This is a genomic window from Rhizobium sp. BK650 (genome assembly GCF_014195325.1).
Classification (GTDB): domain Bacteria; phylum Pseudomonadota; class Alphaproteobacteria; order Rhizobiales; family Rhizobiaceae; genus Rhizobium.
Window position 1 is genome coordinate 335,833 of sequence record NZ_JACIBK010000003.1, and the last position, 12,645, is coordinate 348,477.

Consider the following 12,645-nt stretch of genomic DNA (forward strand, 5'->3'; position numbering starts at 1 on the left):
CCTGTCAAGTTTACCTGTTCGGGCGATTTCACGGATATGTGTTTGGGCCAGCACGGTTAGGCGGCCCACGGCTGGTTGACTCCCGAAATATATCTACCTACTAGTAGGAAGACAAACAAGGAGCCTGTCATGCAGAACCAATCATCTTCGCAATCGAACTGGCTGCGATCCTATTATTTCGTCCGAGCGCTGTTTTCGATCGGCTGGATTATTGCGGCCATCCTTTCAGCTACTATGTCGGGAAGCCAATCTATGCTTGCCTCCGTGCTGCTCGTCATTTATCCGGCCTGGGATGCGGTGGCGAACCTCGTGGACGCCAGGGTCAACGGCGGCCTGAAGGTCAATCCTGCCCAGTCCCTCAACGTCGCGGTCAGCACGATTACCACGGTTGCCGTCATCATTGCCGTCTTCAACAGCACCTATGCGGTCCTCGCCGTCTTCGGCGTCTGGGCGATCCTTTCCGGCCTCCTGCAGCTTTCAGCAGCCGTGAGGCGTTGGCGTTTATATGGGGCGCAATGGGTGATGGTCCTCAGCGGCGCGCAATCGACGCTCGCGGGCGGCTTCATGATCAGCCGTGCCTTTGGAACCGCAGTACCGAGCATTCTCGACATTGCGCCCTATGCAGGGTTCGGTGCCTTTTATTTCCTGCTGTCGGCAGTGTGGATGACGGTTGCGGCCTATCGGAAGGCGGCTGTGCAGGGGTGAAGGGCGCAATCCAGCGCCATGCAGGAACATCCCTTGTGGCCGTCAGAACCTGGGATTTTTAAGCATGGCATCGAGCCCACTTTCTCGGGACCATGCGCCGGACGTGCGCGTGGTCCGGAGAGCTTGGTCGGATTGCATCGATCACGAGCACCAGCGCGAGCGACGGTGCCGTTACAGGAACGCAGCTACCGCGCGTAAGCCGCGGAAATATCTATGAGGTCAAAATGCGTCGAGCAAAACCGATGCCAACAGCACCTCGGTTCCGGCGAGCCCAACAGAGCAGAACAGGGTAATGTCCTGTGACGAAGACCGGGTCCTGCTGGGGATAGAAACGAACTCGGCCAGATCGACCATTCGATTTTCGTGTCGTGTGCCGGCTAGAAAGAAAGGCGACGCGTAGGCCCGTGTTTGTTCGGGTGCATCGGTGGCTATGATCTTAGCAGTATCAGCGACGTCGAACCCAATTTCATGCCCTTCAACAAGCTTGGGGCCAACTGTGTTGACGTGAGCGCCCGGCGTCAGATCTGCAGCATGTAATTTCGGGCTCCGGCTTGACGTAGCGCAGATAACGATGTCGGCATCCGTCGTCGCTTTCGCAACACTCTCGACAGGCGTGACCTCTACATTGAGATCGCGTTGCATCTCCTGGGCGAAAGCTTTTCTGTTGACCAAATCTCGGCTGTAGACACGAACAGAGGATATCGTTCTCACTGCTACGGCCGCAGCAAGCTGAGTTCGGGCCTGGACACCGCTACCGATCACGGCAACAGATCTCGCATTCTCCGAGCTCAGATGCCGTATCGCCACGCCGCCAATTGCGCCAGTCCTGATGGCACCGAGACGTTCCCCAAGAACCAGGCCTTTCAGTCGCCCCTTATCTGGCGACCAGACAGCGACGATTTGAGACTGCTTCGAATTCTGAAACGTGTCGTACACACGGAAGCCGGCCAGTGGAGCTTCGCCAAGAATCCCTCCCACCGTGAACACCAGATCGCCGTGCTCTCCGAAGGACACGTGATGCCTTGGTGGCGATACGATCTTGTTATCGAGCCTCGCTCGAAAGGCCAGTTCCATGACATCGATTGCCCTAGCCATCACATCCTGGCCGGTGAGGTCGCTATCGCCGAGCAGTTTGACCATTACTGCGCCTTCCGATGATTGAGAGAAGTTGCCCTGATATTGCGTATCGCGGGTGTCCGGATACAAGCGTCACCGCACCCTCGGAAAAGCAGGCGGCGTGAAAAACCGCCATCGAAATGCAACTGCGGATAAGAGTCCAACCCCCGCGCCAGCTATGATTTGGGCAAGCCACCGGTCTTCGGGCTCCGGGGAAACTGCCCAGTAAAACGCTGCGAACGCGACTGCTACGACAAAAACGAGCATGGCGCGTCGAACCGTTAGCGGCCAGGCCAATACAGCGTAGAAAAGACCAATTTCAAAGCCAACGATCGCTGTCACAAACTCTGAGACGGAGTGAGTTGATGCTGCGCTATAGGTACTGATCGAACGAAACATGAGCACGAGGAACGCAATTGCAAAGGATTGCGAAGCAATAGCCGCGAGCGCCGCGCGTCCCCTGGAGTACCGGACTTTTGAATATCTGAAGAAAACCATCCGTTATCCTGACCGCGGCCCATCGAGAAAATCGCTTATGTTGTCATGCCTCGAAAGGTTCCCTACAACCTTAAGTGCACTTTAGGTCAAGAGGGTATGTTAATAGCATGCGGGGACAGAGATGAGGGGCGAGGGGGTGGCACAGGTACCTAAAGCAAACTCGGATTTTGGGGAGATGCCTACCGGGGGAGATTTCGGATCTAATTTCATACCGAGCCCTTTCCCGTTGGCAAACCACCCTCTGCGCGGCTAGTCTCACACCAACTCACCTTCCGTCGTCAGGCGTCTTCGCCAGACCGCACCATCACGAGGATACCAGCATGAGCACTATCGAAGCCGTCGCCGAGGAGGCCAAGGGCTGGCGCCGTCATATCCATCAGAATCCGGAGCTGCTCTTCGATCTGCCGGAGACGGCGGCCTTCGTGGCGGGCAAGCTCGCCGAATTCGGCTGCGAAAACGTCACGACCGGGCTTGCCAAGACCGGTGTCGTTGCCGTCATCGAGGGTACGAAGGGGCCAGGCAAGACGATTGCGCTTCGCTGCGACATGGATGCGTTGCCGATGTCGGAGCAGACCAATCTTCCCTATGCCTCCAGAAATGCCAACCGCATGCATGCCTGCGGCCATGACGGGCACACGGCCATGCTGCTTGCCACCGCCAAATGCCTTGTCGAAAACAGGGATTTCGCCGGCAAGGTTGTGCTGATCTTTCAGCCGGCGGAGGAGGGCGGTGGCGGAGCGCGCGTGATGATCGAGGAGGGGCTGCTCGAAACATTCGGCATCGACGAGGTCTACGGCATGCATAACGAGCCAGGCCTGGAGATCGGGGCTTTCGCCACCCGTGCCGGCCCTTTCATGGCGGGCGCCGACCGTTTCGTCATCACTATCAACGGCAAGGGCGGGCATGCGGCCTCGCCAAACCTCACGCGCGATCCTGTTCTCGTCAGCGCCCATATGGTCACGGCGCTGCAATCGATCGCCTCGCGCTTTACCGATCCCTTCGATCCCGTCGTCGTCTCCGTCACCTTCTCGGAGGCCGGCAACGACAAGGCACTGAATGTCATTCCCGCTTCTGTGCGCCTCGGCGGCACGATCCGCACCATGCAGCCAGAGACGCGAAAGGCCGTCGAGCAGCGGTTTCGCGATATCGTGCATGGGACCGCGAAACTGTTCGAGACGGAAGCCGAGATCGACTGGCGGCCGGGCTATCCGGTGACGGTCAACGATGCCGGCAGGACATCGGCGGTCGTTGCGGCGGCTCGGCGCGCGGCCGGGGAGGGCCGGGTGGATGCGGCGTACGAACAGTCGATGGGTGCGGAAGATTTCTCCTATATGCTGGAAAAGCGACCCGGCGCGATGATCCTGATCGGCAACGGGGATAGTGCCGGCCTGCACCATCCGGCCTATGATTTCAACGACCAGGCGATTGCGCATGGGGTGCGATACTGGCTGTCGCTGGTCGGGCAGGAGCTTGGGGGAAGGTAGGGGTGATGTTGGAGAGGTTGTGCCATGTGGTACCCCCCTCTGCCCTGCCGGGCTGCCGGGGTCGAGCCACGGGTCTCGACCCGTCCTTCGGACCCCCCACAGGTGGGGAGATCGGCAAGTGGCTTGACCTTTGCAGATCACTAACGTCGCGCAGTTTGCAACGCTCATTGATTGGGGAAGCCGGCGCGCCCAGCAAATCTCCCTCCTTGTGGGGGAGATGCCCGGCAGGGCAGAGGGGGGTGTTCCGGGCGAACCGGCGCTGAAACACTCAAAAGAAACGGCCGCATAAACGGCTGCCATTTCTCCTCGCAAAGTCCTGCCTGCCGCTGTCGGCGTTTCATCAGTCGAACAGGATCAGGCGAACAGGAAGTCGCCGGACTGCAGGACATAGGCTCCGTTGAGCAGGGCAATTCCAACAGCGCCGTCTCCTCCGGTGCCGTCGTCATCCCAATAGAGCGTGCGGTCGGAGGTATTGAAGTAGAACTGGGCCTCGGTGCCGATGGCGGTTTTGCCGAGATGGAAGTCCAGCGTGGATGCAGTCATTCCCTGGAAATCGCTGGACCGGAACGACAAGAAATCGTCGGCGCCAAAGTCGCTGATGAAAACGAAGTTCGATGGACTGGGTCCGGCGAGAACGAACGTATCGGCGCCGCCGCCGCCGGCCAGGCCGTCACTGCCGCCGCCGCTGACGAGCGTGTTGGCGGCGGCATTGCCTGTTATCTGATTGTTGCCGCTGTCGCCGATGCCGGTAACGGCGCCCGCCTGAAGGATCAGTGTTTCGGCGCCCGTTCCGGCGAGCGAATAGGTTTCGGCCGTGGAATAGATGATATCGTTGAAATCCAAGATACCGTTTCCGGTATCGTGGACGACGTCGCCGGCGCTGTCGACCTTGTATTTGTCGTTTCCATCCCCGCCATCCATAGTGTCGTCGCCGGTGCCGCCCGCGAGTATATCGTCGCCGGAGCCGCCGGAGAGCCTATCGTTGTCGGCGCCGCCATCGAGATAATCGTTGCCATCGAGACCGGAAAGCGTGTCGCTTCCCGCAGCACCGCCGAGGCTATTGTTACCGCTATTCCCCGTCATGACGTTGTCGAGGGCGTTGCCGCTCGCATAGAGATTGCCCTCCGCGACGAAGGCGAGGTTCTCGACATTGGCCCCCAGCGAGTAGCTCACCTGGGCAAGGATCGTGTCGGTACCCTGTCCTGCCAGCTCCACAACCCTGTCGGCCTGGGTGTCGACGATGTAGGTATCGTCGCCCAGGCCGCCCGTCATCCGGTCGTGGCCGTATCCTCCGTCCAGATGGTCATTGCCCGCAAGGCCTGCCAGCGTGTCGTTGCCGGAGCTCGCATATATCGCGTCGTCTGCAGGCGTGCCGACCAGGTTCTTGTCGGGATAGGTGCCGTAGATGCGGTTGCTCGGAAGCTCCACCGCATGGGCGTCGGCATCGAAGCGGACCTGGAAGATGCCGGAGTCATATCCCTGAACATCGTTGTAATCACTGTCGGATGCCCAGCTGACGATCCAACCGCCATCATCGAGCGCAGCGACCTGGGGAACATCCTTGTAGCTGTGGGTCAGCGTATTGAGCAGCGTCTCGTCGCCGTTTTTCGTCCCGTCGGCGTTAAACGCCTGCTGGTAGACGTGGTAAAAGGTTTCGCTGCTGCCGATCACCATCCAGGTCACCACCCAGCCGCCGTCGGAAAGAGCAGTCACCTTCTGGTTCCCTGGATATGTCCCGTCAGTATCGACCTGGGTCTCGCCGCCTTGCGGCGTCCCGTTCGCATTGTAGGCCTGCTGCATGAGATGGGCGTCGCCCGAAATCCAGATCACGACCCAGCCGCCGTCGCCCAATGCAGCGGAGCCATGATAGGCTTGGTTGCCGTCGGTCGTGGTATTGACCTGCGTCTCGCTGCCGAGCCGCGTTCCATCGGCATTATAGGCCTGCTGATAGATTCCGCGGCTGGAGCCGTCCTGGCCGAGCGATTCCCAGATGACGACCCAGCCGCCGTCGCGTGCCACTATGGATGGGCTGTCCTGATAGGAATTGGTGTAGGTATTGACGAGCGTTTCCCCGCCGTACGGCGTGCCGTCGGCATTGTAGATCTGCTGGAATACGCCGGTTTCGGAACCGTCCTGCCCAGGCGATGACCAAGTCGCGACCCAGCCGCCGCCGTCGAGTGGCGCCATCGAGCCCTGCCACTGGTTTCCATCGGTGTGTGTATTGACCCGGGTCTCTCCAGCGATCTTGCTGCCGTCAGCGGCGAAGGCCTGCTGATAGATCCCGTATCCGGAACCGTCCTGGCCTGCCGACAGCCAGCTGACGACCCAGCCTCCGTCGGAAAGCCCCATAACCGATCGTAACCCCTGTCCCGCACCCTCATAGGTGTTGACCTGGGTCTCGCCGCCGCGTGGCGTGCCGTCCGCATTGAATGCCTGCAGATGGACGCCAGGGGTGGAGATTCCCTGTTCTCCCCAGGTGATCACCCAGCCGCCATCGGCAAGGACCGTCACGGCCGGCATGTCCTGGTTGCCTTCGACGGTGGTGTTGACGCGAGTTTCGGGACCGGAAGGGGAGCCCGTCGCGTCGAAGACCTGCTGGTAGATTCCAGCACCGCTGCCATCTTCCAGCATCGATGCCCAAGTGATCACCCATCCACCGTCCGGCAGCTGGGTGGTCGCAGCACTATACTGAAAGTTGGCGGTGAACTTGTTGACCTGAGATTCCACAAACGGCATTTACCTTCCTCCTCAGATAGATGGTACCGAGAAAACGGATGCGTTGCTGCAGATCAGATGCGTATTGCTACTATACCGTTCTTTTTTGAAGATTAGCCGACGGTTCCGGTAACCTTCGGAAGGGAGGGTAAGGTAGACCAGCAAAGCAGCGGCAGCGAATGGTCCGAGCTGGTCTAACTCTTCCTGCGTTGCGGCTGGGGCACCCTCTGCCCTGCAGAAGAGAGGGGTGTCCACGGGCGAGCCCAGTTGCCACCGCCTCACACCGCCTGAACGCTCCGCACCACGCCTGTTCTGTCGATCACGCAGGCGAATTTGCGGCCGGAGGCGTTGAGATCGACGCTGAAGCCGCCCGCTTCGACCGGGCGTGAGCCCGTCGGCAGGACCTTGGCACGGTCGAGGCCGGCCTCTTTGGCAGCCGCGTCGGCGCAGAGCAGCTGCAAGTCGGCAGGCGCGGTCTCGACAGCATTGCGCGACATCTGATCCGGCGTCGGCGGGGCAGACGACTGGCAGGCGGCAAGTGCCGATAGCGAAGCAAGGATCAGCGTCGGAAGCGGTCGGCTCTTCAATAAAAGGTGCATATCTTTCCCCTGTTTCAGACGCCCTCGATTCAAACACCCTTGTAGAGGGCGGCGCCTTGCATGAGGACGATGACCTTGGCGCCGATCTTCACCCGCGAATGCAGGTCGATGATGTCGTCATTGTTCATGCGGATGCAGCCTGAGGACACGTCGAGGCCGATGGTCCAGGATTCCGGTGTGCCGTGGATGCGGTAGATCGTGTCGGCATCGCCCGCATAAAGATAAAGTGCGCGGGCGCCGAGGGGATTGTCGGGGCCGCCGGGCTGGCCGGCCGCCCACTTGGCGGCATTCGGATCGCGGGCCACCATTTCGGCGGGTGGCGTCCAGGTCGGCCATTCGGCGGTGCGGCCGACGCGAACGATGCCGGCCCAGCCGAAACCTTCGCGACCGACCCCGATGCCGTAGCGGATCGCCTGGCCGCCAGGCTGCACGAGATAGAGAAAATGCTGGTTGCCGTCGATGATGATCGTGCCGGGCTCTTCTGCCGTGCGGAAGGTCACGACCTGCCGGCGGAAGGCATCGGGAACCTGCTTATTGCGGGCATAGTATTTGCGAGCCGTATTCTTGTCGTAGTCGACCCATTGCCGGGTCTTGGGATCGTAGATCTGCGTCTGGGCTGCGAGCGCCACGAAGGCGGCCAGCGAGGCGGCGAGGGAGGTAAGGGCTGATATTTTGAACGTCCGGTTCATGGCTTGGCCCACCCATCGATGCGGGTGGCATGATCGGCCACCCATTTTTCCGCATAGTCGGAAGGCGGGATTCGCTCCACCTGCAGCGCATAGGTCATCGCCGTCACTTCCTGCGGCGTCAGGTCGACCCTTTCCAGAAAGGCGGCGATATCGGCGTGTTTGGCGCCGAAGGCGGTCGACCAGGCGATATGGAAGGAGGAAGGTGGCCAGGCGACATCCGCCTTCGAATGCTCGATCCAAAGGGGATCGCTGCCAGGCGCGATCTGCCACCGAGCGGGATCGTAGGCCGGTTCCTCCAGTCGCGTCACCTTATGGAGTTCGAAGACGTTATGCGGCGCATAGCAGGCAAAGACCATCGGCCGGCCGGTGGCGACCGCGGCATCGACGGCGGCCATGCCGACATCTTCCTCTGCCTCGACCAGTTCGAGATTGGCGGCATAGCCATAACTATTGGCCCGCACCCGCTCGATGGCTGTCGAGGTCCAGGTCTCGGCCCCGATCCATAGCTCGCCGCGGCCGTCACCATCCGTGTCGAGCAATGCGCCTTTTTTCGGATCCGACAGGTCCTTGATGCTTTTGATGCCGGCATTTTCGGCATCTTCGGTGGCGCAGAGGCCTTGCCAGGCGGCAACTGCGCGGCCGGCCAGAACGACGGTCTTTTTCTCATCCACATATTTGGCGACTGCCGCATCGAGGTTTGGCCGCCAGACCTCCGGATGAATATCGACTTCGCCGGATTCCAGCCCGGCGAACGCATTGAGTTCTCCCATCTCGCGGAGGTCTGCCTCGAGGCCGAATGTCTTGCCGATCGCGACCTTCAACATATTGGCCGTCGCCTGGCCGGAGGGCCAGTTCGGGACGGCGATGACGAGTTCGGCCGCCTGGGCGTTGCAAGCGGGGCCGGATGCGATGACGATGGATGCCACTGCCCCAAGTATCGCCCTCGCACGAAAGCCGGGCCGTTGCGGGTTCTTTTCCTGACGATGTCTCACAGAAACTCCTCCGCTCCCCAGCCGGTTGAAGTTCTAAACATATTACGCGCATGCCGGGGAAGTACGTTACCGTAAACTCTGGCGTAAATTCGTGGGGGTTGTCGGGCTCAGAGAGCGCTGGCGCTGGGGCGCTCCTCAGATTTCCGGAGGTCGCGGCCGCCTCTATCGATAGCCATAAAAGAATATTCGTATAAAAAGAGAAAAAAATATTCGAATATTAGCAACTAAAGTTGACAAGACTCCTCTGCGCATAGTGTCATCCCCCTGAGGCCGTTGAACACCGCAGGGTTTTCTCAGAGTTCCCAGCGATCAGCCGATGTCGGCAGGGCGCCGATCTCATTCAACGCTTCATATCTTGAGTGGGAGCCGCGGGATTGAAATCAACGGCTGGCGGGCATGCATAGCAAGGCCCTGTACACATTCACGGATACGGGCATGCTGCCGGCGGCCTGTTGCGCGCTTCTGTCTGTGACACGCAACAGTCGACAGAAAGATATGAAGCTTGTCGTCATCGGCATCGACCTGCCCGACGAGCAGAAGGCCAATGTCGCTGATTTCAATACCGTCAACGGCGTCGATATCGAGGTCATCGATTTCGCCTTTCCCGCCGATACGCCCGGCACTGAGGGTCGCTGGCGCAAGTCGACGCTTGCGCGCCTCTATCTCGACCGGCTGATGGGCGAGGGGCTGGAGCGCATTCTCTATCTCGACGCCGATATATTGGCTGTCGGCAATGTCGATCCGATATTCGACGCCGACCTGCACGGCAAGGCGATCGGCGCGGTCGACGATTACGTCACCGCCTTTCCCGAGAAGATTGGACAGCGCGAGCGTGAGCTCGGTCTTGCTCCGGGATCGCGTTATTTCAATGCCGGGGTCTTTCTCTTGGATTGCGCCGCCGTCCGGGCCGGCGGTTTCTTTGAGACGGCGCGGTCGCTTCTGTGTTCGGGGCGGAGCTTTGCCTTCAACGACCAGGATATTCTCAACATCGCTTTTAGCGGCCAATGGCAGCGGCTGGACAACCGATGGAATGTCCAGACGGGCATCATGCCTTATATCACCCATCCCGTGCTGGTGCATTTCACCGGGCGCCGTAAGCCCTGGCATGCTTCCGTCCAGGCGGGGCATTCGCTCTATGCCGGGATCTACTGGGAGATGCTGTCGAAGACGCATTGGGCGGGGTTCGTCAGCCGGCGCAGCAGCTTCCAGAAAACCTCCGATTACCTCCTGGCCCTCGGCAAGTGCGCCGGCGCGATGAACCGCTCCCGGCATCTGAAGGCGCATTTCGGCGCCAGCAACGGAGACGTCATGTCTGACAACTATCCCGGCGCCGCACAAAGCGGAAGCGACCGTTTTCACACGCAGAGCGCGGAAGGCTGGCAGGCCTTCTTCGACCGCTACTCGCATATCGTTCTGGTCGCCAACAGTGAGGCACTCGATCTGCAGACGATCCGGACCGAATATCCCGACGATGCGTTGTTCGTGTTCTTCAACAAGGTATACAAGGTTCTCGACGACAGCTTTCCGGGGCATGCCATTCTCGTGGCACGCAGCGGGATGATGGGCGCCAATATCGTCCACCGGCGCGAGGTCGCCGACGTTCTGAAATTCTTCACCACCGACAAATTCCTCGGCATCCTCAATATCCGCACTGCGCCGGAAGAACGGTTCAGTCCCGCAAGCGCATTCAACGGGGCAAAGGTCCTGCACGGCGATCTCGAACCGCTGATGGCCGGCTACTATCCGCCGGACAAGATACCGACGAGCGGCTTTGCGCTCGTTGCCTGGATGAAGCAGCTTCAGCTGAAACCGAAAATCGTGCTGGCGGGATTTTCCGGCAAGCGCAGCGCGCGCTGGAAGGTTTTCGATGTTCACGACTGGACCTTCGAGCGGATCTATTTTCGGCTTCTCGCGCAACGGGGCGCCATTACCAGCGCCGAGCATGCCGGCCCGTCACGTTTCGACATGCTGAACCGACATTTCCCGGATGCGAAAGACGGGGAGATCCAGGCTGCGATCAACGAAGCGCTGGCCACCCGCCTCGATCATGCGCTCACCCTCATCGACGGGCTGATGTCGCTCACCAAATGGCAGCGGGCGCTCGATCAGGCCTTTCGCAAGGCGCGCCCGAAGACCCGCAAGCAGCGCGCGCTCGACCGCCAGGCGAAGCAGGCTTCCTGAACGCGGCCGACATTCGTGACCAAGCAATTGTGCCAAGGAGAAAATGACATGACCGAGATCGTCAACATCTATGTTGGCTTCGATTCGAAGGAAGTTATCGCCCATCATGTGCTCTCTCAAAGCATCCTCGAAAAGTCGAGCCTGCCGGTGCGCATCACGCCGATCTACCTGCGCAATATCGAGAGCATCTTCACGCGCGAGCGCAACGCCCTTCAATCGACCGAGTTCTCCTTTTCGCGCTTTCTGACGCCCTATCTCAGCCAGTATCAGGGCTGGAGCCTGTTCATGGATTGCGACATGCTGGCGCGCACCGATATTGCCGAGCTCTGGGCGCTGCGCGACGATCGCCATTCGCTCATGTGCGTCAAGCACGATTATCAGCCGAAGGTGGAGACGAAGTTTTTCGGTCAGGTGCAGACGAAATACGAAAAGAAGAACTGGTCGAGCCTGATCCTCTTCAACAACGCGAAATGCACGGCGCTGACGCCCGACTATGTCAACACCGCGACCGGGCTGCAGCTCCATCAGTTCAAGTGGCTGGACGGCGACCACCTGATCGGCGAGTTGCCAGTCACCTGGAACTATCTCGTCAACGAATATGACAAGCGCGATGACGCCAAGATCGTGCATTTCACCGATGGCGGACCCTATTTCGACGAATACCGCGATGACGATTACGCCGAGGAGTGGTTCGCCACGCGCGAGCGCATGCTATACGTCCAGCAGCGGGGCTGACGGGTGCCGGAATATGGTGAGCGCCTTCATAGCTGGGGGCGCTTCAAAACCGGGCTTGCGGGCGGCAGACGAATAAGGTTTCGTGGCCGCGTTTCAGCAGGACCCCAGCATGCCCATGTTTTTCTTCGCGAAGATTTTCTGGATCGCTTCCCAGCCGGTGACGATCTGTTTCCTCCTGATGGCGGCGAGCGTGTTCCTGATGCTCTTTTCCTTCCGGCGGCTCGCTGTTGCCGCGGGGCTGCTGTCGCTGCTGCTCGTCTTCGTCAGCTTCTACACCACGGCGGGCGCGCTGATCGTGCAGGAGCTCGAAGATCGCTTTCCGCGGCCGGCAGCACCCGCCGATGTCGCCTGCATCATCGTGCTCGGCGGCGGCATCCCGACGCTGGTCGACGGCGCGCGCGGCGGCTACGATCTCGATGATGGCGGTGACCGCTATATCGAGACGGTGCGGCTTGCCGGCCTTTACCCCAATGCGAAGGTCATCATGTCCGGCGGCGATGGCAGCCTTGAAGGCGTCGGGATGAAGGAAGCGGATGTCATTCGCCGGATGTTCGACGATTTCCATATCGATCCGGCCCGCGTCGAATATGACGCGGAATCGCGCGACACTTATGAAAACGCCATCAATGTTCGCGTGATCCTGCAGCGGCTGAACCTTTCCCGCTGCCTGCTGGTGACGTCGGGCTTCCATATGCCCCGGGCCGTCGCGATCTTCCGCAATCTCGGCATGGAGGTCACTCCTTGGGTCGCCGATTACCGCACGACGGGAGAGGAGGGCCTGAAGGTGACGGTCGCCTATCCGCTCATCAATGCCGGGCTGCTGAGCACCGGCGTGCGCGAATGGATCGGCATCGTCGCCTACTATTTCGCTGGCCGTGTTGCGACGCTTTACCCGCAATGAGCGGCCTGCTTGCATCGGAACCCTTTTGCG

General features: G+C 60.3%; 10 protein-coding genes and 1 pseudogene. 6 read left to right on the plus strand and 5 right to left on the minus strand.

What is annotated here, in order from left to right; genetic code table 11:
* Window positions 1-129: 129 nt before the first annotated feature.
* Window positions 130-705 carry a DUF308 domain-containing protein gene (locus FHX15_RS09850; RefSeq protein ID WP_184396157.1) on the plus strand — a complete coding sequence of 192 codons (576 nt, stop codon included), beginning with the start codon at window positions 130-132 and terminating at the stop codon, window positions 703-705.
* A 219-nt stretch (window positions 706-924) separates the two neighbouring features.
* On the opposite strand, the gene FHX15_RS09855 is transcribed toward FHX15_RS09850, so the two are convergent.
* Entirely contained in the window at window positions 925-1,845 is a 921-nt protein-coding gene (locus FHX15_RS09855) for an ornithine cyclodeaminase family protein (protein WP_184396160.1), read from the minus strand.
* 794 nt (window positions 1,846-2,639) lie between these two features.
* On the opposite strand from FHX15_RS09855, the gene FHX15_RS09860 reads away from it, so the two are divergent.
* The gene (locus tag FHX15_RS09860) at window positions 2,640-3,803 is read left to right on the plus strand and encodes a M20 aminoacylase family protein (protein ID WP_184396162.1); all 1,164 of its coding nucleotides are present in this window, start codon (window positions 2,640-2,642) and stop codon (window positions 3,801-3,803) included.
* 354 nt (window positions 3,804-4,157) lie between these two features.
* On the opposite strand, the gene FHX15_RS09865 is transcribed toward FHX15_RS09860, so the two are convergent.
* The 4 genes from FHX15_RS09865 to FHX15_RS09880 form a co-directional block, all read right to left on the minus strand.
* Window positions 4,158-6,539 carry a calcium-binding protein gene (locus FHX15_RS09865; RefSeq protein WP_184396165.1) on the minus strand — a complete coding sequence of 794 codons (2,382 nt, stop codon included), beginning with the start codon at window positions 6,537-6,539 and terminating at the stop codon, window positions 4,158-4,160.
* A gap of 257 nt (window positions 6,540-6,796) precedes the next feature.
* Entirely contained in the window at window positions 6,797-7,117 is a 321-nt protein-coding gene (locus tag FHX15_RS09870) for a hypothetical protein (protein WP_184396167.1), read from the minus strand.
* Window positions 7,118-7,146: 29 nt separating this feature from the next.
* A complete protein-coding gene (locus FHX15_RS09875; RefSeq protein ID WP_184396170.1) occupies window positions 7,147-7,806 on the minus strand; it encodes a L,D-transpeptidase in 660 nt (219 codons plus the stop codon).
* On the minus strand, window positions 7,803-8,744 hold the full coding sequence (locus FHX15_RS09880; protein ID WP_312861817.1) for a glycine betaine ABC transporter substrate-binding protein: 942 nt from the start codon (window positions 8,742-8,744) through the stop codon (window positions 7,803-7,805). Before FHX15_RS09880 ends, FHX15_RS09875 begins: the two co-directional genes overlap by 4 nt.
* A gap of 489 nt (window positions 8,745-9,233) precedes the next feature.
* On the opposite strand from FHX15_RS09880, the pseudogene FHX15_RS31740 reads away from it, so the two are divergent.
* From FHX15_RS31740 to FHX15_RS09895, 4 genes and pseudogenes are all read left to right on the plus strand, one after another.
* A pseudogene (locus tag FHX15_RS31740) lies at window positions 9,234-9,896 on the plus strand (glycosyltransferase family 8 protein); the annotation flags it as partial.
* A 210-nt stretch (window positions 9,897-10,106) separates the two neighbouring features.
* Window positions 10,107-10,979 carry a 3-deoxy-manno-octulosonate cytidylyltransferase gene (locus tag FHX15_RS31745; RefSeq protein WP_409527008.1) on the plus strand — a complete coding sequence of 291 codons (873 nt, stop codon included), beginning with the start codon at window positions 10,107-10,109 and terminating at the stop codon, window positions 10,977-10,979.
* A 48-nt stretch (window positions 10,980-11,027) separates the two neighbouring features.
* Window positions 11,028-11,714, plus strand: a complete 687-nt coding sequence (locus tag FHX15_RS09890) for a glycosyltransferase (RefSeq protein WP_184396179.1) — start codon at window positions 11,028-11,030, stop codon at window positions 11,712-11,714.
* A 109-nt stretch (window positions 11,715-11,823) separates the two neighbouring features.
* On the plus strand, window positions 11,824-12,615 hold the full coding sequence (locus FHX15_RS09895; protein ID WP_246778913.1) for a YdcF family protein: 792 nt from the start codon (window positions 11,824-11,826) through the stop codon (window positions 12,613-12,615).
* Window positions 12,616-12,645 lie beyond the last annotated feature (30 nt).

What these genes read in the sequence shown, in the direction of transcription:
- FHX15_RS09865 (WP_184396165.1), bottom strand. Translation starts at nt 6,539, where the DNA reads ATGCCGTTTGTGGAATCTCAGGTCAACAAGTTCACCGCCAACTTTCAG.
- FHX15_RS09870 (WP_184396167.1), bottom strand. Translation starts at nt 7,117, where the DNA reads ATGCACCTTTTATTGAAGAGCCGACCGCTTCCGACGCTGATCCTTGCT.
- FHX15_RS09860 (WP_184396162.1), top strand. Translation starts at nt 2,640, where the DNA reads ATGAGCACTATCGAAGCCGTCGCCGAGGAGGCCAAGGGCTGGCGCCGT.
- FHX15_RS09855 (WP_184396160.1), bottom strand. Translation starts at nt 1,845, where the DNA reads ATGGTCAAACTGCTCGGCGATAGCGACCTCACCGGCCAGGATGTGATG.
- FHX15_RS09875 (WP_184396170.1), bottom strand. Translation starts at nt 7,806, where the DNA reads ATGAACCGGACGTTCAAAATATCAGCCCTTACCTCCCTCGCCGCCTCG.
- FHX15_RS09890 (WP_184396179.1), top strand. Translation starts at nt 11,028, where the DNA reads ATGACCGAGATCGTCAACATCTATGTTGGCTTCGATTCGAAGGAAGTT.
- FHX15_RS09895 (WP_246778913.1), top strand. Translation starts at nt 11,824, where the DNA reads ATGCCCATGTTTTTCTTCGCGAAGATTTTCTGGATCGCTTCCCAGCCG.
- FHX15_RS31745 (WP_409527008.1), top strand. Translation starts at nt 10,107, where the DNA reads ATGTCTGACAACTATCCCGGCGCCGCACAAAGCGGAAGCGACCGTTTT.
- FHX15_RS09850 (WP_184396157.1), top strand. Translation starts at nt 130, where the DNA reads ATGCAGAACCAATCATCTTCGCAATCGAACTGGCTGCGATCCTATTAT.